Origin of the sequence: Microbacterium sp. LWH7-1.2, from assembly GCF_038397755.1 — a bacterium.
In the GTDB taxonomy this organism is placed as follows: Bacteria; Actinomycetota; Actinomycetes; order Actinomycetales; family Microbacteriaceae; genus Microbacterium.
On the sequence record NZ_CP151637.1, the window covers coordinates 358,942 to 376,870 of the forward strand.

Sequence of the window (17,929 nt, forward strand, 5' to 3'; positions counted from 1 at the left end):
CCTGGTGTTCACTGGTGGGGTGAGAGCGATCTGGAAGGGTGCACTGACGTTCGGGCTCGTCAACGTGCCGGTGAAGGTGTATTCGGCGACCGAAGACCACGACGTCTCCTTGCATCAGGTGCACAACAAGGACGGCGGGCGCATCCGCTACCAGCGGATCTGCGAGATCGACGGTGAGGTCGTGCCGTACTCCGACATCGACAAGGCCTACGACGACGGCGAGAAGACCGTGGTGCTGACCAAGGAGGACCTCGAGTCGCTCCCGGCCGAGCGCAGTCGCGAGATCGATGTCGTCGAGTTCGTGCCGAGCGAGCAGATCGATCTGCTGACGCTCGACCGTGCGTACTACCTCGAGCCCGACTCGGCCTCGCCCAAGGCGTACGTGCTCCTGCGCAAGACGCTCGAGCAGACCGACCGCACGGCGATCGTGCGCTTCTCGCTGCGGCAGAAGACCCGGCTCGCGGCACTCAGGGTGCGTGATGACGTACTGGTGCTGCAGACGCTGCTGTGGTCCGACGAGGTGCGAGAGGCCGCGTTCCCCTCGCTGGACGAGTCTGTGCGCATCTCGGCGAAGGAGCTCGAGCTGTCGGCGTCCCTCGTCGAGAGCTTCTCGAGCGACTTCGATCCCGAGGAGTTCAAGGACGAGTACCAGGAGGAGCTGCGCACCCTCATCGAGGCCAAGCTCGAGAAGGGCGACGCGGTCGACACGTCCGAGACGTTCGGCGAGCAGGAGGAAGAGGAGGCGGGCGGCGAGGTCATCGACCTCATGGCCGCCCTCCGCGCGAGCGTCGAGAAGTCGCGTGCGGCCCGAGAGGGAGGCGCGAAGACGACTTCAGGAAAGACGGATGCTGCCGCCCCGACGAAGAGCGAGACCAAGGCGCCCGCCAAGAAGCCCGCTGCGAAGAAGAAGAAGGCGTCCTGACGGACTGAACGCCCCTGGGCTCAGGCCTTCGGGGCGTCGCCATGCTCGGGTCCGCGCTCGAACACCTCGGGGTCGAGCACGAGCGCCTCGGCCTCGGCGTGGTCGGTGACGACGTCCTCACCGGCCGCGGCGGCCTTCTTCGCCTTGCTGCGCTCGCGGAGGTAGTGCCACAGCGTGACGAGCGCGGTGCCGCCGACGGCGACCAGCAGGATCAGGTCGATGTAGTTCTCGACGAACTCGGCGACCGGCGGGATGAAGCCCAGCAGGTAGCCGAACATCGTCAGACCGAAACCCCACATCACCGCGCCGATGAAGTTGTAGAGGGTGTACTTCCACTTGTTCATGTGGCCGATGCCCGCGGCGACAGGGGCGAACGTGCGGACGATCGGCACGAAGCGCGCGAGGATGATCGTGAGCCCGCCGAAGCGCTCGAAGAAGGCGTTCGTGCGCTCGACGTTCTTCACGCTGAACAGGCCCGATTCCTTCCTCTCGAAGACCGCGGGCCCGCCCTTGTGGCCGATGTAGTACCCGACCTCACCGCCGACGAACGCCGCGAGTCCGATCAGCAGCGACACCACCCAGATGTTGACGCCGAAGATGTTGCTCGTGTGCGTCAGCAGTCCCGAGATGACGAGCAGGGTGTCGCCGGGCAGCAGGAAGCCGACGAGGAGGCCGGTCTCGGCGAAGACGATGAAGCACACCACGACGAGCGCCCAGGGGCCCGCCCATTCGATGATGGCGGCCGGATCCAGCCAGGGGATCAGGGCTGTGGGAATTGCGTGCACGATGGTGGTCCCGTCGTCAGTCGGCGGAGGATGCGAGAACTCGCGTGCGGAAGGTGGGACTTGAACCCACACGCCCGGAGGCACAGGAACCTAAATCCTGCGTGTCTGCCAATTTCACCACTCCCGCGAGGCTCTCAGTCTACTGAGGCGACGGGGGGTCGGCTGTGGGGCTGGCCCCCGTCGTGACCGCGGGGAATCAGCGGCGGATGCCGAACAGGAAGTAGCTCGCGGGGCCGATCCAGTTCACGAGGATCGCGGGGATCCACGCGGCCTTGGGCCCGCGGATTTCGTCGGCGTCGCGGTGCGCCAGATCCCAGAACGCGAGGAACGCGAACACGACCTGCACGATGCCGACCACGCCGAGTCCCGCCTTCGCCGCCGGGGTCATCTCCGTCTTCGTCATGATCGTCCCTTCGTCGGTTCCTCCATCCTGCCTCGCGAGCGCGTCCCGCGCATCTGTGGATAACTTTCGGCTGGCTCCGCGGCGAATTGGCAGGATGCTGACGTGACTTCCCCCGCCGCTCCCGTCGCGACCGTCGTGGCGGAGCGCGTGCGGGAGCGCCTCCGGGCGGAGCGCTCGGATCCGACGCGGGATCCCGAGTTCGCCGCGCAGATCGCCCGCGCGGAGGTGCGCCGGCACAACGATTTCGCCCTGGCCCGCGGACTCGCGCCCGTCGACGACGAGACGGCGTGCGTGCGCGAGGTGCTCGCCGCGGTCTCCGGCTTCGGCCCGTTGCAGGCGTACCTCGATGATCCGACGGTCGAGGAGGTGTGGATCAACGCCCCTGACCGCATCTTCATCGCCCGGGGCGGCGTGCCCGAGCGCACGCCGCTCATGCTCACCGACACCGCGGTGCGCGATCTGGTGGAACGGATGCTGCAGTCCAGCGGCCGTCGTGTCGACCTGAGTCAGCCGTTCGTCGACGCGTCGCTGCCGGACGGCAGCCGGCTTCACGTCGTCATTCCGGATATCACTCGGCGGCACTGGGCCGTGAACATCCGCAAGTTCCTTCCTGCATACCGCGATCTCGGGCGGCTGGTCGCCGCCGGCTCGATCGCACCGGAGGCTGCGACGCTGCTGCGCGACGCGATGGTCGCGGGGCAGTCGGTGCTGGTGTCGGGCGCGACGCACGCGGGCAAGACGACGCTGCTCGGCGCGCTCATCGCGGCCTGCCCGCCCGAGCACCGGATCGTGACCGTGGAGGAGACGTTCGAGCTCGCTGTCGCCGCGCCCGATCTCGTCGCCCTGCAGGGCAGGCAGCCGAGTCTCGAAGGCACCGGGGAGGTGACGCTCCGGCGCCTGGTGAAGGAGGCGCTGCGCATGCGTCCCGACCGCCTGGTCGTGGGCGAGGTGCGCGACGCCGAGGCGCTCGACCTGCTGCTCGCGCTCAACACCGGGGTCCCCGGGGCAGCGACGATCCACGCCAATTCGGCCCGAGAGGCGCTGGGCAAGCTCGCCGCGCTGCCGCTGCTGGCCGGGCGCAACATCGACGCGAGCTTCGTGCAGCCGGCGGTGGCGGCATCCGTGGATCTGGTCGCGCATTGCCAGCGCGACGCGAGCGGAGCGCGGCGAGTGGTCGAGATCGTCGCACCGGTGGGTGTGGACGACGGGGTCATCAGCGCGCACACCCTGTACCGGGCGGTCTCCGCGTGACCTTCGTGTGGGGCGCGGTGCTCGCGGCCGGGTTGTTGTTGATGCTGTCACCGTGGCTCTGGCCCGCGGGATACCGCCGCCCGGACGTCGCACGGCGCGGACGGCTCGCGCGCCTGCTCGAAGACGCGGGCATGTCACGGGTCTCGGTGCCGTCGATCGTCGTTGTGGCGGGCGTGTGCGGCGCGGTGGCGGCTGCGGCGGCGTGGCTCATCGCTCCGGTCGCCGCCCTCGCCCTGGTCGCCGCCGTCGCCGGTGCGCTGGCGCCGTTCACGTGGCTGCGGGCGCGCCGCTCGAAGCTGCTGCGCACGCGGCGGGGACTCTGGCCAGACGTGTGTGATCTGCTCATCGCCTCGGTGCGGGCGGGGATGTCGCTGCCCGACGCGGTCGCGAGCCTCGCAGATTCCGCGCCCGCCGAGCTCAGACCCGCGTTCGCGGCCTTCGCCCGTGACATGGCGGCCTCGGGGCACTTCGATTCCAGCATCCAGAGGCTCAAGACCAACCTGGCCGACCCGGTCGCGGACCGCATCGTCGAGACTCTGCGCATGGCGCGCCAGGTCGGCGGCACGGAGCTCACGACGGTGTTGCGGGCGCTCGCGTCGTCGGTGCGGGCGGACGCGGCGCTGCGAGCCGAGGTCGAATCACGACAGTCGTGGATCCGCGGCGCCGCAGTGCTCGGCGTGATCGCGCCGTGGGTGATCCTCGCGATGCTCGCGATGCGTCCAGAGGGCGCTCGCGCGTACGGCAGCCCGGGCGGCATCGCGCTCATCCTCGTCGGTGCGGCGGTGTCGCTCCTCGCCTACCGGCTCATGATCCGGCTCGGCCGTCTTCCAGAGCCGCGGCGGTGGTTCGGATGATCGGGTTCGCGATGGGTGATGTCGCCTACGCCGTCGTCCTCGGCACGGCGCTGGGCGTCGGGGTCTGCCTGCTGATCTCCCTCGCGCCGCGATGGGGCGCGCCCAGCCTGGCGCGGCGGATCGCGCCGTACATCCGCGATGTCACCGATCCGCGGGGACTCGAGGTCGCGGCCCCCGCCGGAGGGCCTTCGCCGTTCGCGTGGTCGGCATTCGCGCAGCGACGCCTCGCCCGGCTCGCCGGTGGCGATGCGGTGCTCACGCGACGTCTGCACCGGGCGGCCTGGACGATCGACGCGGTGCGCTTCCGCGGCCGACAGCTCGCCTGGGCGATCGCGGGCCTGGCGATCGGCGGCGGAGTCGTCGTCGTGCTCGTGCTGGTCGGGCGCGGGTCACCCGTTCTCGGGCTGCTCCCACCGGTCGCCGCCGTGGCAGCAGTGCTCGCCTACGACGCCTGGCTCACGCGTGCGGCACGGGCGCGAGCGGCGCGCATCCAGGAGGAGCTGCCGACCGTGCTCGAGTTCCTCGCGCTCTGCCTGTCGGCGGGTGAGGGGATCCTCGACTCGCTGCGTCGCGTCAGCGATGTCGGCGCGGGGGAGCTCACCGCCGAGCTGCGCGGCGCCGTCGTGGCGGTGGGCACCGGCTCACCGCTGTCAGAATCGCTCACGCGCCTGGCCGCAGGCCTCGAGATCCCCGCGCTCACCCGCTCGATCGACCAGCTGGTGGCAGCTATCGAGCGCGGCGCCCCGCTCGCGCACGTTCTGCAGGCGCAGGCGATCGACAGCCGCGAGGACGCCAAGCGCACGCTCATCGAGCGCGCGGGCCGGAAAGAGATCTACATGCTCGTCCCTACTCGGTGGGCTTCCGTTTAGCGCGTCACCCATCCCTCTCCGATTCCCGTTCGAGGTCAACCTCGGGGAAGCCGCTTAAGGCCCACAAGCCCCCGGCGGCAACCGTCGTCGGGTCATCCCAACCAGGGCCGAGAGGCCCACCCAGGGAACAAGGAGAGATACGAATGGCAATTCCGACCAACCACTACCAGGCGGCATTCGCGAAGTACCGTCAGGGGCTCGCGGCGGCGGTCAACTTCACGGACGGCGACCTGACGCACACAGCGCAGACCCGCCGTCGTCACCAGGGCGTGATGGAGGCCCGGCGGGACCTGTACAAGGTGATTCCCGCCGCGCCGACCCTGCCCACCACGACCCGTGCGACGGTCATCGGGGGCCTCGCACCCCGCACCGCTGACGCGGTGGCGGTCCAGGCCCGGGAGTTCGGCATCGTCGAGCGCCTGCTCGCCAAGGGCCAGCCCATCGAGGCGATCATCCGGGACGCCTCGCCGGAGCGCCTCGCGGCCATCGCCAGCAACGCTGAGGTGCTCCCGCGCGTGCTGGAATCGGGTGAGGGCGCGAAGGTCATCGAGGGTGTGCACGATCAGGTGTTCGACCGTCTGCTCGCGCTGGGCGACCCGGCGGCGGAGAACGTCAGCGCGATGGAGGCGATCTACGGGACCCAGGCCGCGTGGCACCAGTTCCTCACGGAGTCGCTCGAGGGCACGGCGGGCATCGACGCGCGCATGGCGCTGTACAACGCTGACCCCGAGGGCTACCAGGCGGTGGTCGGCTCGGAGGCGGCAGGCGGTGTGGCTCCTTCGGACATCGACACCAAGGTGTCCAGCCTCGACCGCACGATGGGCGTCGGCTCTGCGAAGGCAGGGGTCTGACGATGACGGGCGAGCGCAACCCGAACCGAACCCCGGTCGAGGTCGAGGAACGCGTGGTCGCGCTCGCCCGCCAGGGCAAGTCGGCCCCGGAAATCAGCGAGGTCACAAGGGTCAAGGTCGGCACGGTGCGGGCCATCGTTCGGCGTACCCCCGGAGTCGAGTGGGGGCGGGCTTTCTCGCCGCCAGCAGGCACCCCCGGGGCGGCGGCGGTGGCGCGTGGCTACCGGTCGGCGTACCAGCGCACAAAGCGCGAGGAAACAGCGACCCGACTGCTCGACCAGATGGTGCGGACGGCAATTCTGCTGGAGGGCAACATGCCGCCTCGGGAGCGGCAGGCTCTGTCGCAGTCGCTGGATGCCCTCACTCGGGCTTACGCGAACATCACCAAGAACGATGTCGAGGCGAGTGAGCAGGAGCAGATGCAGAAGACTCTCTCGATGTTCGGCATCATGATGGAGCGCCTTAGGGAACAACCGAACGACGACCTTCCGGTGGCAGTTCGGCCTGACGGGACCACCGTTACCCACCTCGCTCTTGGTGGGTCGATCGAGCGCTAACCGCCAGGGCAACCCCCGTCCGGCACAGCACTGAGCCCCCGATACTGCCTCGACGGCAGTCAGGGGGCTCGGTTGTACCAAAGTCACGGGAGCCTCTCCCGCAACCTGGGAAACCCCGAACCCAGTCTCAGGGCTCCGGGGCTTCTCCGTGTCCAGGAAGACCCCACGGAGAGCCGCGCGTGGGTGTCGGGTGCCTAGTGCGGTCGCTGCTTACACACGGCGCACACGCCAGGCGTCACCAGCCCTGCTTGGTATGCGTGGGGGAATGATGGCGCGTGGCCCCACGCGGACTGTATGTCCACGAGGCCTTCAGGACAACGACCACAGCAGCGATGCCCGACGTCGCGGCTGAGCGCGTTGTTCCTCGTCTTCAAGCAGCCGTTGTGGTCGCAAGTCCACTCGCCTACAAGGGTCATGCCCTGATGCTAGTAGGACTTCGACCAAGGCTTCTCAGCGTTCAGATAGACCCCACGGGAGGCCGGGACGATCTACCGGGAGACGTCTGAGTCCGGGCGCTCGATGCGGATGAACTCATCGACGTCGATCAGTTCGGAAGGCACGATTTCCTCACCGGAGTCTTTGACAGGCACGGTGGTTGTGGTCCGTTTGCGTGGCCACTTCCGCCCCGTCTTGATTTCCCAGGCCCCAATGCGACCGCGCCGGTTCACGATCGCGTACTCTTTGCCGCTTGGCGTGCGGTACACCTCGCTACCACCTTGGACGGCAGCTCGCTCACGAGCCTTGAGCTCTGCGTCAGTCCTCGGGATGCGGGCGCGGACCTTCGCGGCCTCGTCAGTCTCGCCAAGGTCGTCCAGGAACTCGGCTTCGAGTTCCAACGCCTCGCGGATCAGGTCTTCTCTGCTCGTCATGCCGCACCTCCCGGCTTGGACTTAGGCCGATTGTAAGCCCGCAGGGTGGCAACGGCATGTTTGCGGTCGTCGTCGTCGAGCCACTTCGACTTGCGCATCGACTTGAGCACAGAAAGCCCGAACTCGACCCTGTGGTGCTTGTCGGAGTCGAGACTGTCGAGTGCCACATTGAATCGGGTGATCGCGTTGTCTCGGGCGCTGGCGCGCTTGGTGACGCCGACGGATATCCCCGCAAGAACAGCAGCGATGATCGCTGCGCCCAATGTCGCCCACGCGTCCCAGCTCGGCAAAGTCGCGACCGCCCCTTCCAACAACGACGCCGATGGTGAGGGCGTCGGGTTCACAGGGCCGAGAGTAGCGCGTTCACCGCGCGACGTGGACGACCGGCGCTCGCGGCCTACGTGGGTCGGTACTTCTGGTCGTCGGAGGGCGGGCGTACCTCCGGGTCAAGATCCACGGCGTCAGACCACACCCACGTCGTGTACTCCTTGCCGCCAGCGGTGAACTTCACGCCGACCGCCCTAGAAGTCCAACGGCAGGCCCAAGCCCGCACCCTCACCGCCTCACCGAAGAAGCGCACCCATGCCAGGACCGGCTTGGGCTCCGGATCGATGGTGAGGGGGAGCCGGTCGAGGGCAAGTTCCCGAGCACTGAGTGACTGCAGACCGCCAGTCTCCGCGAGTCGGGCGAGGTGGCCTTCCTCGCCGAGGCGGTCGAAGTGGGCCGCGTACCGTTTGCTCGTCCCCACATACCTAGTATCGAACTGATGTTCGACAGCCTGCAAGCGAAGGAGGTGGTTCGCAAGCGGAACGAACCTTCCGGATCAGTAGTCAGAACAGCGAAGGCGGGTCGACCGGTGAGACGGCGGCGTGGACGTGATCGAGGGCATCACTAAGTTCAGCGGTCGTGCGAATGGCTACCGCGCCTTTGTTGATCAGGATGCGATTGCCCATGGGCGTGTCCTGACCAAAGTCGACTGCGAACACGGGCCGTCCGAGCTGAAGTGCGCCTTCCCCAGCCGCGAGAGTGCCGCCACGCTCGCCGGCTTCGATCACGAGCAACGCCTTCGACAAGCCGAAGATGATGCCATTACGAGCCATCGCGGCATGGGCTTGCCAGGTTTGCCCTGGAGGGAATTGAGAAACGACGAGCGTTCGTTCCCAGTCGAAGTCATCGGCGAAGTTCTTCTTCACACGAAAGTGATTGAAGCCCTCGGCCAGGACGACGACGGTGCTACCTCCGTTGCGAAGCGCGGCCAGGTGCGTTGCCGTATCGACTCCCGCAGCGTACCCAGACACAACGGACATGCCCTTGTGAGTGACCAGTTCGCCACAGCGCCCGGCTGCTTCTAGCCCCTTGGCGCTTACATGGCGGGAACCGCACATGCCGACCCCATCGGCGTAGAGCAGATCCTTCTTGCCCTGGTAGAACAGTATCGGCGCGACCGGCCGGTCGTCCTTCACGAGAATTCCGGGGAAGCCGTCGCCGCGGAAGATGACGGCCCCGATGCCATCCCGATCCATCTGGTCGGCCTTCATCTCGACTTCGCTACGCGCCGTGGGAGACAGCCTTTGGAGTGCGTTCTCGAGCGCGGTGAGTCCATCCGCCCGCAGCGCTCGGGTTATCTGCCCAGGCGTCCGCAGTTCTGCGAACCCGGCGAGGGCGAGTTCGAGGGCGTGTACTGCTTGCACTGTCACCATCTAATCGTCCTCGCGACCGCGATCGAAAACACACGATTAGCGCCAGCGCGTTTCGCCGCCGCGGCGGCTCCACTCGCGCTTCCGCCTGTCCGGTATACGTCGTCCAACACGATCACATCCCCCGAAAGCGCGTCCTGCACGGTGAAGACGCCGGTGAGGTCCTGCACTGGGCCCTCCTTCTGTTGCTGGCGCGGTCCGGGCGCGGTCGTTTCGACAAACGGAATACCGACCTTCGCGGCGACGTCGCGAGCGAGCACTTCGCCGAAACTCTGGCCGTCTGCGAGGTGACCCGGTGCGGCGATGATGGCGGTCGCGTTCGCATAAAGAGGGTGAGCTTGAATCGTCTTCACGAGTGCGTCGATCATGAGTCGACGTGAGTTCCGGGAGTTGCCCCATTCAGGATGGGTCGCATGTTTCGTGGTGTTGATCCAATAGCCAGCGGCGGTGTGTTTTAGCTCCCCATCCCCATCGGGCTGGGTGTACCAGTCGAGCGTAATTGCGACATCTACGTGCGGCGGCGCGGGAATGCTCAGGACTGACGAGAGCAGCTCCACGGTGGACTGCAGGTCGTCGGGACTGCCGTCCGGGAAGAGGAACCCATGGTTGAAGTCCTTGGCGACGATTTCGCCAGGTTCCCGGCGCTCGCACGCAGGACCGTAGATCAGATCGATTTGGTCGCGAATCCAGTCCGGGCAGTCCAGCAGCAATGCAGTTTCGCCTCGCGCAGTTGCGATGCGATGCGCGGCGATTCGGTCGCCTCGCTTCTCCCAGCGGAAGTCGCCCCAGTTGATGTTCAGCCCCACAATTCCCCCACGGTGTCAGTGTCAAGCCGAACGATACAGCCGTGCATGGACATCAGGGTGCAGGCTCGTCTCGACTTGGCGCGGGCACTCCGACTCGAAGTGCAATCCAGCGCCCGCACCGCAGCCACCAATACGGTGGGGCGCATGATCTTTGTGGAGGGGGCGCCAGCAACCGGCGGTGGCTGGGACTGGGGACTGACCTGGACGATCGTTGGAGCGGTTGCCGGTTCGCTCGCGCTCATCGGCGTGTTCGTGACGTTTGTCGGGTATCGCCGTCAGTTCCCGAAGCGTCGAATGGCATTCGGCTTCGAGTCACGGAGCCTGCTGCGTCCACATGACCTTCCGCGTGGCGATCTTGAGGTCCGCGTCCGGGGGACGGTCTTGGACGAGCCCCATTTCGTCGAGCTGCAGATCTGGTCGGAGAGCCGTGCGGACATACCCTCGGCGAGCTTCGACGCTGGACACCCGATCACTTTGGATGTGCTCGCTGACAACGTGATTCCGGTCCTCTCATGGGGGGAGATCGGGGTCGACGTGGCCACGCGCCCTGACGGAAGGGGCGTAACTGTCACGATCGCACCGCAGCTCATCCGCAAGCGGGCGCATGTGTCCATGACGCTCATGTCGGACGGCGCGCCGCGAGTGGAACCGAGTTCATCACTGATCGACATCCCCTTGGTCAAGAAATACGACTCAGCAGACCGCCTTGAGCGCCCGGGGATTATCAACTTTTACATTCGCCTCTTCCGGACGCGCTGGTTCGTTTGGTCCGCCTTCGTCTACCTCGCGTTGGTGGTCAGCGGCCTGATCTACCTTGTGCTCCAGTTGGCAGGCTAAACCCATGTTGAGGCCGACTCTTCCCCGGATCCATCGCCTGGTCCAGACGTCACCTGTCGCGGTCTGCACGAAGCCCAGGTAGAACCGGTAAAATTGGTCTCGGTCAGCGCTGGGGGCGAGCCCAGCCGCAGACTTCGCGAGACCCCCGGTGCCGCTTCGGCGGGAAAGACCACTCCGGGGGTCTCGCCGTGTCGCTGGGTGCGCGGTTTGTGGGGCCTGCACAATCGCCCCAACGGGCGCGGAGGCCACCTCGTTTGTAGAGGCTCACAGAGCTTGCGTGTCGGATTGTGCCGAGTACTCGGGGACTGGTTGTATGGTCCCCGTTCGGCCCCAGCCGCCGAGCTAAAACTCAAGACGACATCGGTTTCCCTCGCAATGGAACCGAGCAAATCCGGTTCCCTGGTCTGGGGCTGGTCGGTTGCAAACCCTACTGACGCACACCGTATCCCACGAGGGTGGAAGGCCCGCCGAAGATCGGCGGGAGGACGGACGAGAGTCCGGGCATCCCCTCACCGTCACTCACTGAGTGGCGGATCGGATACGGGGTGCGTTTCGTCGTCTTGGCACCCTTCACCCGAGAGGGGACACGGTGGCAACTTCAACCACCACGCACTGGGAGGCTCGCCCGCTTCCCGCCGAGGACGTGCGGGCCTTCCTGGCCCTGCTGTTCGCACCTGCCGATGACGCGGGGGTGGCGTCGTGAGCAGCACAACGCACCGCCGACGCTGGCGCGTCACGCACGATGACCTGTTCATCGGCACCTGCTTCGTGACGGTCCTGGCCGTCTATGCCGGGGTCGCCGCACTCGTCGCCCACCTCACGGGGGTGAGCCCGTGGTGAGGCTCGCCGCCGAGTTCGTGTCGCGCATCGACGCGGCACCCCCGATCGTCCCGCCCACTGACGCCCTCGGTGATGCCCTCGCCTGGGCGGAGCAGGGGTGGCCGGTGTTCCCACTCAAGGCGAACGACAAGATGCCGGCCATCCCGAGCGCGCACCCGAAGGGCGACTCGCAGCGCGGGAAGTGCAAGGGCGAGTGCGGTCGGCTCGGACACGGGGTACTCGATGCCAGCCGCGATCCGAAACGCATCCGTGAGATGTTCGCCAGTCGCCCGGACGCCAACATCGGCGGGGCAACGACGGGTCGCCTGGTGGTCGACCTCGACCTGAACCACGGCGGCACGGAGGCCCAAGTGCTCCCGGAGACCCGGGTTCACGAGACCGGGCGCGGCAACGGCAACACGCACCGCATCTACCGGACCGGCGCATCGCCGCTCGCGATGCAGGCGAAGTCGGACGGGCTCGCGAAGGGCGTCGACCTTCGGGTGGGCTCCGGCTCGTACGTGGTACTGCCGCCGAGCACTCACCCCGAGACCGGCAACGCGTACCGGGTACTGGACGACCGGCCCGAGCACGCCCTGACCGACGACGAGGTACGTGCGATCTGGTCCGAGTACGGGAAGCCGGTGCCGGGGGAGCGGAAGACTCACGACGCGGGGTCTCCGTCGCCCTCCCGTGACACGACGAGCAGCGGAGGTCTCTTTGCCCAGTCCGAGGCGGTTCGGTTTCTCCTGGAGCCGCCGACGCGCGGCGGTGGTGAGACCAACACCGCACTGGCGAAGGTCGCCGGTTACTACGCCCGACTTTTCCGTGACAACCGCGACATGTACCAGCACCACGTCAGACAGTGGCTCGCCGACGTCGATCCCGACTACGAGGACCGAGACAAGACCGTCAACTCGGTGTGGGAGACCGAGCACGGCAAGGAGGGGGAGCGCGCGTGGGCCGTCGCGCAGAGTGTCGAGCGCAAGCTCATCGAGCATGAGGCCAAGCTCCAGTTCGGCAAAGCGATGGCCGAGCTCGACCCCGCCGCGCCGTTCGACTTCGGCACACTCGACGAGATTCTCGCTCGTCCCGAGCAGGTGCAGTTTCGGGTGGATGGGCTCGTGCTCGCTGACGGGTTCACGTCCGTGGTCGCGCAGCGCAAGACCGGCAAGACCACGTTCAACCTGAACCTCGCTGACTCGTTCCTCACTGGGCGCGACTTTCTCGGCAGGTTCCCGGTGGTGCCGGTCAGTGGCAACGTCGCGATCCTCAACTACGAGGTGAGTGGCTACCAGCTCGGGATGTGGGCCGAGAGTGTCGGTCTCGACCGGAATCGGCTGCTCCTGGTCAACCTGCGGGGGCGGCGCAACCCGCTCGTGCACGAACAGGACCGGGCCGCGCTCGCCGAACTCCTGCGGTCGCGTGATGTCGAGTCGCTGTTCATCGACCCGTTCAGTCGTGCGTTCTACGGCGAGAGCCAGCAGGACAACACGCAGGTGCAGGCGTTCCTCAACGACCTCGACGTGTTCGCCCGCTCCGAGGTCGGAGCCCGCGACGTGATCCTCAACGTCCATGCCGGATGGAACGGGGGCCGCTCGCGCGGTGCCTCGGCGCTGGAGGACCACCCGGACTCGATCATCCTGCTTCGCAAGGACGGCGACGAGGACGACGAGAGCGGCCTGCGGTTCATGAAAGCGCTCGGGCGCGACGTGGATGTGAAGGAAGACCAGCTGCACTTCGATCCGGACAGTCACCGGCTCAGCCTCACCGGCCTCGGGTCGATGGCCAAGCGCAAACAGGACCAGAAGTCGGCGGACCTCGAACCCAAGATCGCGCGCATCGTCACGGCGGAGCCTGGTATCAACACCCAGGGCGTGACCGACGCCCTGCGCCGGGCGGAGGCGAGATTCCAGAAGGGCGACGAGACCAAGACCCTCAAGGCCATGTTCGAGGGCGGGCGAATCGGCTTCGCGAAGGGCAGGAACAACGCCTCGCGCTGGTTTCCAGCAGGGCACTCCGACGCCGAGACCAAGACCCCCCTCGCGGGCATCGACGGGGAGACCTACTGATGCAGTCTCCCCGGAATCTCCCCGAGGCGGTCTCCCCAGAACCTCCCCACGGCGAGAGCCCCGTCGTGACGGGGTCTCCCCGAATCTCCCCGAGTCTCCCCGCCGGCCTCCCCCACCAGTCTCCCCGCCCCCCTTTATGGGGCGGGGAGGCGGGGAGATTCCGGGGGCACCCGGGAGAGGGGCCCGCCGAAGACCTCAAACCCAACACCTTCTCCGAATCTCTCGCGCGCGAGTGGAGCGAACAGCAGGAGTACGACATGACAAGTGACAGCCCGATTCCCGAAGACCTGCCGGAGTGGCTGCTTCCGCATGCGATGGAGGTGGCCGACTGGCACCCGGTGGCAACTGCTCGGGTGTGCTGGGTCGGCGAGTGTGACCGCGACGCACACCTCCACGGGCTCTGCAAGGCCCACCACGCGCGTGCTCGCCGTCAGTGGAACCCGGCTCCGTCCGACCGTCGGCGACGGTGGCAACCCATGCCGGAATCACCGTCCGCACTCGAAACCGTCCACGGAACGTCGGAGGGCGTCATCCCCCCTCGGACCAGTGAACGGGTCTCCGAGTTCGGGGGAGAGGCGTCCGTGACCGGGGAGACGGCACCATGAGCCCGCATCGCCCTCGGGAGCGCTCGCCGCCTGCCGATCCCGCTCCCGCCTCAATCAACCCGACCAAAGGAACATCAACATGACCACCACCAACGACGTCATCCTCGCCCAGTTCGCGGACCCGGCGGAGCGCGCCGAAGCGGAAGCAGCGATCCGTGAGAACGAGGCTCGCCTGGCCGCCGACGAAGGAGCCCAGGACGAGCACGAGAGCGCGGAGCGTGCCCACCGGCTTACCTGGAAGGCGTACAAGGAGGCTCGGGGACTAGTGATGTCAGCCCTCGTCAACCAACCGGGCTCGGTCTCAAATGAATACGGCCGCCTGGGCGGTCTCACCGACCGTGAATACCAGGTCGTGCGGGACCGCCGGATCGAGCAGGCCCAGGTCCGATGGGCCGATTTTCAGTCCGCCGAACGCTGGCTCGCGGCACACCAGGACCTCGGGTTCCGCCAGCCCTGACGCTCAACCCCGCCGGGGGCGTGACGAGCGCCCCCGGCACCAAACCCGAAGGGAGACACCATGAGCACTCCGAACTACCCGCCGCCAGAGCATGACTGCGCACATGGGCGCGACGCCTGGACGCTCTGCGAAGACTGCCTCGCCCTCATCCTCAATCGCAACGCGGTGCTCGGGCGATTCGACCTGATCGGCCTGGCCGCTGGGCTCGCTCTGGACATCGATGAGGACGAGCAAGTCACCGTGTACATGCTCAACGCCGAAACCGCCGTGTACGGCGACGGGGGCATGTCGGACGCCTGGGTGACCCACGGTGACCAGTACACCGGGAAGCCTGACGTGGTGCTCGCTGAGCCGACCGCACCGGTCAACATCGCGACGCAGGAAGTAGCCGAGTTCTGCGCTGTGGTCTCGGACCTCGCGACCGCACTGCTGCCGGTAGTGAAACGGGCGGTTGATTCCGAGGTGGACCTCGCCGAGTGGTTCGAAGGATTCTCAGCGTGGATCTCGGCGCGTGCACTCAAGACGAGCACCGAGCTGCTCGTGATGCAGGTAGGGCGAGTGCTTCTACGGGCGCTCGCGGTCAAGGAGGCGCAGTCGTGAAGCGGAAGAAGCACACCGTTCCCGAGCCTCCACCGGGCAAGGAGTGGGTCACCCCGAAGCGGATGCCCGACACGCGCGTCGCGGTCTTCGTGATCCCGGACGGCGCGCCGGACGACGTGCGGGAGGGCATCGCCCGTCAGCGGATCGCCGCCGTAGACGGTGCCTGCCCCTGCGGCGGGGCGGTTTACGTGCTCGACGCGGAGGGGTTCTGGTGCGAGCACGAGGACGACTGCCCCGGGCTCGACAGGAACCTGCTGGTGGCGATGCGGGAGTGGCGCGCCTCCGGCTGGGCGGGCCGCTGATCGCGGGCGGGGTCGCCCTACCGGCCCCGCCTGCCCGGTCGCCCGCAGGCACGACCCAGCAGGCGTGCCGCCGAGTAAATCTCGCGCCCGTCGACGTGTCGGCATTCCTTGACAGGCATTTCGCGTGTTGCGATGGAATCGCACCCCGACGAATAAAAGCCGGGTCATAGCCGGAATCGCACCCAGAGAACGGAGGCCAGGAGATGGCCATTCAGAACTTCCACAAGGTTCAGCGTCACGACAGCATTCGCAGTGCAACTCTCATCGACGAGGAAGGCTTCGTCGTCGGCACGGTCGCCGAGGTGCACCATCACGCGCCCGCAAGCGATCTGTCGTTTCGCACAGTGGCGGACTACGAGGCGTGGTCAGCCGCCGTCCTTCGCCACTTTCCCAACCCGCTGGACGGGGGCAACTAGCCGTGGCACTCGACATCGGCACGCTGGTCGCCAAGGTCACAGTCGATGACTCCGACTTCGACAAGAAGACCTCGGGCTGGTCGGCCAAGGGCGCAGGCATCGCCTCCGCGTTCGGCAACGTCGCCGCCGACGCCATCAGCACGGCAACCTCCGCACTGGTCAACTACGTGGGTGACGCCGCCGCCGCATCCGACGCCACCGACAAGTTCGCCAAGACCCTCGAATTCGCGGGCGTGGATGGCAAGAACATCGACGCCCTCAAGAAGAAGACCCAGGATTACGCAGACTCGACCACCTACAGCCTGGGCGACATCCAGTCGATTACCGCTCAGCTCGCGGCCAACGGCGTGGAGGGTTACGACTCCCTCGCGATGAGCCTGGGCAACCTGAACGCGGTGGCGGGTGGCTCTCCGGAGACCTTCGGACGAGTGGGGTCGGTCCTCACCCAGACAGCAGGTGCCGGGAAGCTCACCACGGAGAACTGGAACCAACTCGCCGAAGCGATCCCGGGGGCCTCGGGGGTGCTCCAGCAGGCCCTCGCCGACGCCGGTGCCTACACGGGGAACTTCCGCGATGCGATGGCGGAAGGGCAGATCACGGCGGAAGAGTTCAACGCAGCGATTCAGCAGGTCGGCACCGACCCGATCGCAGTGGAAGCAGCGGAGAGCACGAAGACGTTCGAAGGTGCGGCAGGCAACCTCGCGGCGACGATCCAGGGTCAACTGGTCAAGGCGCTGGAAGTCATCAAGCCTGCATTCACCGCGTTCCAGGGTGCACTGGCGTGGTTCATCGGCAACTCCGGACTGCTCGTCCCGCTTATCTCGGGTATCGGCGTGGCGCTGCTCGTGGTCCTCGCCCCGGCGCTGTGGGCGGCAGTCACGGCCACCGCCGCCTGGACGGTCGCACTGCTGGCCAACCCGATGACGTGGATCGTGCTCGGGATCGTCGCCCTCGTGGCGGCAATCGTCTGGCTCATCCAGAACTGGGACACCGCGACCAAGTTCCTGACGGATGTGTGGGCCGGGTTCGTGTCCTGGTTCACCGCCATCGTGGACGGCCTCGTGTCCTGGTGGACCGGAGTGTGGGAGGGCTTCATCTCCTGGACCACAGGCGTCATCGACGGATTCGTCGGATGGTGGAACGGCGTGTGGTCCGCCATCGGGTCGTTCTTCACGTCGATGTGGGACGGGGTGGTCGCGTTCGCCAAGGGGCTGTTCCAGTTCTACATCGGCTGGCTGGTCAACCTGATCGTGTTCTTCGTCGCGAACTGGGACGCGATCTGGTCGCGAGTCGGCTCGATCATCGCCGACGTGTGGTCCGGCATCGTGGACTGGTTCACCTCGATCCCGGGCGCGATCAACGACCTCCTGACCGGGGCCGGCCGCTGGCTTTACAACATCGGTCGCGACATCATCAACGGCCTGTGGGAGGGACTCAAGTCGGTGTGGCAGTCGGTGTCGTCGTGGTTCGAGAACACCTTCGGCGGGATCGTCGACACCATCGCTGGCATCTTCGGGATTCACAGCCCGAGCCGGGTGATGCGCGAGTACATCATGGGCAACGTCGCGAAGGGCGCGATTCTCGGCCTCAACGACCACAAGTCGGACATCGAGCAGGCGTTCCGGGACACGATGGCGATGCCGACTGACACGGGGCTGAACTCGGCACGCCGGGGTGGGGGCGGCACGGGGCCCGTGACCACGACGGTCAAGAACATCACTTACAACGCCGTCGAGAACCAGAGCCTCAGCGCCGAAGAGGCGCTGTACGCGGCGCTCGGTTCACCCCGGGTGAAGGACTGACGGTGGCGGAGTTCGAGTTCGCGTCGGTGGCCCGCCGACCGGCTGACCCCTGCCGGTCGGGCATGCACGACATGAGCGACCCGGCGAACGTGAAGCTCCGTCCCAACGGCGATCGGGAATGCCGAGCCTGTATCCGCGCTCGCCAGGAGAGGAAG

21 protein-coding genes and 1 tRNA gene are annotated in these 17,929 nt (G+C 67.1%); 14 read left to right on the top strand and 8 right to left on the bottom strand.

Going from position 1 to position 17,929, the window contains the following annotated elements; all coding sequences use genetic code 11:
• Positions 1 to 19 precede the first annotated feature (19 nt).
• Complete coding sequence (locus MRBLWH7_RS01645; protein ID WP_341998544.1) at positions 20 to 922, top strand: Ku protein; 903 nt, start codon at positions 20 to 22, stop codon at positions 920 to 922.
• A gap of 20 nt (positions 923 to 942) precedes the next feature.
• Here the strand turns inward: MRBLWH7_RS01645 and MRBLWH7_RS01650 are convergent, their stop codons facing one another.
• From MRBLWH7_RS01650 to MRBLWH7_RS01660, 3 genes are all read right to left on the bottom strand, one after another.
• Positions 943 to 1,707, bottom strand: coding sequence for a VTT domain-containing protein (locus MRBLWH7_RS01650; protein WP_341998548.1), 765 nt, complete (start codon positions 1,705 to 1,707; stop codon positions 943 to 945).
• Between the two features lie 45 nt (positions 1,708 to 1,752).
• Positions 1,753 to 1,834, bottom strand: a tRNA-Leu gene (locus MRBLWH7_RS01655).
• A gap of 69 nt (positions 1,835 to 1,903) precedes the next feature.
• Entirely contained in the window at positions 1,904 to 2,110 is a 207-nt protein-coding gene (locus MRBLWH7_RS01660; protein WP_341998549.1) for a PLDc N-terminal domain-containing protein, read from the bottom strand.
• A gap of 102 nt (positions 2,111 to 2,212) precedes the next feature.
• On the opposite strand from MRBLWH7_RS01660, the gene MRBLWH7_RS01665 reads away from it, so the two are divergent.
• The 5 genes from MRBLWH7_RS01665 (at position 2,213) to MRBLWH7_RS01685 (ending at position 6,492) form a co-directional block, all read left to right on the top strand.
• Positions 2,213 to 3,361, top strand: coding sequence for an ATPase, T2SS/T4P/T4SS family (locus MRBLWH7_RS01665; protein WP_341998551.1), 1,149 nt, complete (start codon positions 2,213 to 2,215; stop codon positions 3,359 to 3,361).
• The gene (locus tag MRBLWH7_RS01670; RefSeq protein ID WP_341998553.1) at positions 3,358 to 4,215 is read left to right on the top strand and encodes a type II secretion system F family protein; all 858 of its coding nucleotides are present in this window, start codon (positions 3,358 to 3,360) and stop codon (positions 4,213 to 4,215) included. The genes MRBLWH7_RS01665 and MRBLWH7_RS01670 overlap by 4 nt, the downstream gene beginning before the upstream one ends.
• Positions 4,216 to 4,226: 11 nt before the next feature.
• Positions 4,227 to 5,084, top strand: coding sequence for a type II secretion system F family protein (locus MRBLWH7_RS01675; RefSeq protein ID WP_341998555.1), 858 nt, complete (start codon positions 4,227 to 4,229; stop codon positions 5,082 to 5,084).
• A gap of 143 nt (positions 5,085 to 5,227) precedes the next feature.
• Positions 5,228 to 5,935 carry a hypothetical protein gene (locus MRBLWH7_RS01680; RefSeq protein WP_341998557.1) on the top strand — a complete coding sequence of 236 codons (708 nt, stop codon included), beginning with the start codon at positions 5,228 to 5,230 and terminating at the stop codon, positions 5,933 to 5,935.
• A 2-nt stretch (positions 5,936 to 5,937) separates the two neighbouring features.
• Positions 5,938 to 6,492: a hypothetical protein gene (locus MRBLWH7_RS01685; protein WP_341998559.1), complete on the top strand. Its 555-nt coding sequence runs from the start codon at positions 5,938 to 5,940 to the stop codon at positions 6,490 to 6,492.
• 488 nt (positions 6,493 to 6,980) lie between these two features.
• Here MRBLWH7_RS01685 and MRBLWH7_RS01690 read toward each other — a convergent pair whose 3' ends face one another.
• The 5 genes from MRBLWH7_RS01690 to MRBLWH7_RS01710 form a co-directional block, all read right to left on the bottom strand.
• Positions 6,981 to 7,361, bottom strand: a complete 381-nt coding sequence (locus MRBLWH7_RS01690; RefSeq protein WP_341998561.1) for a hypothetical protein — start codon at positions 7,359 to 7,361, stop codon at positions 6,981 to 6,983.
• Positions 7,358 to 7,705: a hypothetical protein gene (locus tag MRBLWH7_RS01695; RefSeq protein WP_341998563.1), complete on the bottom strand. Its 348-nt coding sequence runs from the start codon at positions 7,703 to 7,705 to the stop codon at positions 7,358 to 7,360. The genes MRBLWH7_RS01690 and MRBLWH7_RS01695 overlap by 4 nt, the downstream gene beginning before the upstream one ends.
• A 53-nt stretch (positions 7,706 to 7,758) precedes the next feature.
• A complete protein-coding gene (locus MRBLWH7_RS01700; RefSeq protein WP_341998565.1) occupies positions 7,759 to 8,109 on the bottom strand; it encodes a hypothetical protein in 351 nt (116 codons plus the stop codon).
• Positions 8,110 to 8,191: 82 nt separating this feature from the next.
• The gene (locus tag MRBLWH7_RS01705) at positions 8,192 to 9,061 is read right to left on the bottom strand and encodes a DNA-processing protein DprA (RefSeq protein WP_341998567.1); all 870 of its coding nucleotides are present in this window, start codon (positions 9,059 to 9,061) and stop codon (positions 8,192 to 8,194) included.
• Positions 9,055 to 9,864 carry a hypothetical protein gene (locus MRBLWH7_RS01710; RefSeq protein WP_341998569.1) on the bottom strand — a complete coding sequence of 270 codons (810 nt, stop codon included), beginning with the start codon at positions 9,862 to 9,864 and terminating at the stop codon, positions 9,055 to 9,057. Before MRBLWH7_RS01710 ends, MRBLWH7_RS01705 begins: the two co-directional genes overlap by 7 nt.
• A gap of 45 nt (positions 9,865 to 9,909) precedes the next feature.
• On the opposite strand from MRBLWH7_RS01710, the gene MRBLWH7_RS01715 reads away from it, so the two are divergent.
• The 8 genes from MRBLWH7_RS01715 to MRBLWH7_RS01750 all read left to right on the top strand — a co-directional run bounded on the left by MRBLWH7_RS01715 (position 9,910) and on the right by MRBLWH7_RS01750 (position 17,774).
• On the top strand, positions 9,910 to 10,701 hold the full coding sequence (locus MRBLWH7_RS01715) for a hypothetical protein (protein WP_341998571.1): 792 nt from the start codon (positions 9,910 to 9,912) through the stop codon (positions 10,699 to 10,701).
• A gap of 699 nt (positions 10,702 to 11,400) precedes the next feature.
• Positions 11,401 to 11,541, top strand: a complete 141-nt coding sequence (locus MRBLWH7_RS01720; RefSeq protein ID WP_341998572.1) for a hypothetical protein — start codon at positions 11,401 to 11,403, stop codon at positions 11,539 to 11,541.
• Complete coding sequence (locus MRBLWH7_RS01725; RefSeq protein ID WP_341998574.1) at positions 11,535 to 13,592, top strand: AAA family ATPase; 2,058 nt, start codon at positions 11,535 to 11,537, stop codon at positions 13,590 to 13,592. The genes MRBLWH7_RS01720 and MRBLWH7_RS01725 overlap by 7 nt, the downstream gene beginning before the upstream one ends.
• Before the next feature lie 684 nt (positions 13,593 to 14,276).
• On the top strand, positions 14,277 to 14,654 hold the full coding sequence (locus MRBLWH7_RS01730) for a hypothetical protein (protein ID WP_341998576.1): 378 nt from the start codon (positions 14,277 to 14,279) through the stop codon (positions 14,652 to 14,654).
• Between the two features lie 60 nt (positions 14,655 to 14,714).
• A complete protein-coding gene (locus tag MRBLWH7_RS01735; RefSeq protein WP_341998578.1) occupies positions 14,715 to 15,254 on the top strand; it encodes a hypothetical protein in 540 nt (179 codons plus the stop codon).
• On the top strand, positions 15,251 to 15,556 hold the full coding sequence (locus MRBLWH7_RS01740; RefSeq protein ID WP_341998580.1) for a hypothetical protein: 306 nt from the start codon (positions 15,251 to 15,253) through the stop codon (positions 15,554 to 15,556). Before MRBLWH7_RS01735 ends, MRBLWH7_RS01740 begins: the two co-directional genes overlap by 4 nt.
• 203 nt (positions 15,557 to 15,759) lie before the next feature.
• Positions 15,760 to 15,972 (top strand): hypothetical protein, encoded by a 213-nt coding sequence (locus MRBLWH7_RS01745; protein ID WP_341998581.1) that lies wholly within the window; start codon positions 15,760 to 15,762, stop codon positions 15,970 to 15,972.
• A gap of 2 nt (positions 15,973 to 15,974) precedes the next feature.
• Positions 15,975 to 17,774, top strand: coding sequence for a tape measure protein (locus MRBLWH7_RS01750; protein ID WP_341998583.1), 1,800 nt, complete (start codon positions 15,975 to 15,977; stop codon positions 17,772 to 17,774).
• The last annotated feature ends 155 nt before the right edge of the window (positions 17,775 to 17,929 follow it).

Excerpts from the sequence above, each read along its gene's own strand:
- MRBLWH7_RS01660 (WP_341998549.1), bottom strand. The coding sequence starts at position 2,110 with ATGACGAAGACGGAGATGACCCCGGCGGCGAAGGCGGGACTCGGCGTG.
- MRBLWH7_RS01675 (WP_341998555.1), top strand. The coding sequence starts at position 4,227 with ATGGGTGATGTCGCCTACGCCGTCGTCCTCGGCACGGCGCTGGGCGTC.
- MRBLWH7_RS01680 (WP_341998557.1), top strand. The coding sequence starts at position 5,228 with ATGGCAATTCCGACCAACCACTACCAGGCGGCATTCGCGAAGTACCGT.
- MRBLWH7_RS01685 (WP_341998559.1), top strand. The coding sequence starts at position 5,938 with ATGACGGGCGAGCGCAACCCGAACCGAACCCCGGTCGAGGTCGAGGAA.
- MRBLWH7_RS01690 (WP_341998561.1), bottom strand. The coding sequence starts at position 7,361 with ATGACGAGCAGAGAAGACCTGATCCGCGAGGCGTTGGAACTCGAAGCC.
- MRBLWH7_RS01705 (WP_341998567.1), bottom strand. The coding sequence starts at position 9,061 with ATGGTGACAGTGCAAGCAGTACACGCCCTCGAACTCGCCCTCGCCGGG.
- MRBLWH7_RS01715 (WP_341998571.1), top strand. The coding sequence starts at position 9,910 with ATGGACATCAGGGTGCAGGCTCGTCTCGACTTGGCGCGGGCACTCCGA.
- MRBLWH7_RS01730 (WP_341998576.1), top strand. The coding sequence starts at position 14,277 with ATGACCACCACCAACGACGTCATCCTCGCCCAGTTCGCGGACCCGGCG.
- MRBLWH7_RS01735 (WP_341998578.1), top strand. The coding sequence starts at position 14,715 with ATGAGCACTCCGAACTACCCGCCGCCAGAGCATGACTGCGCACATGGG.
- MRBLWH7_RS01745 (WP_341998581.1), top strand. The coding sequence starts at position 15,760 with ATGGCCATTCAGAACTTCCACAAGGTTCAGCGTCACGACAGCATTCGC.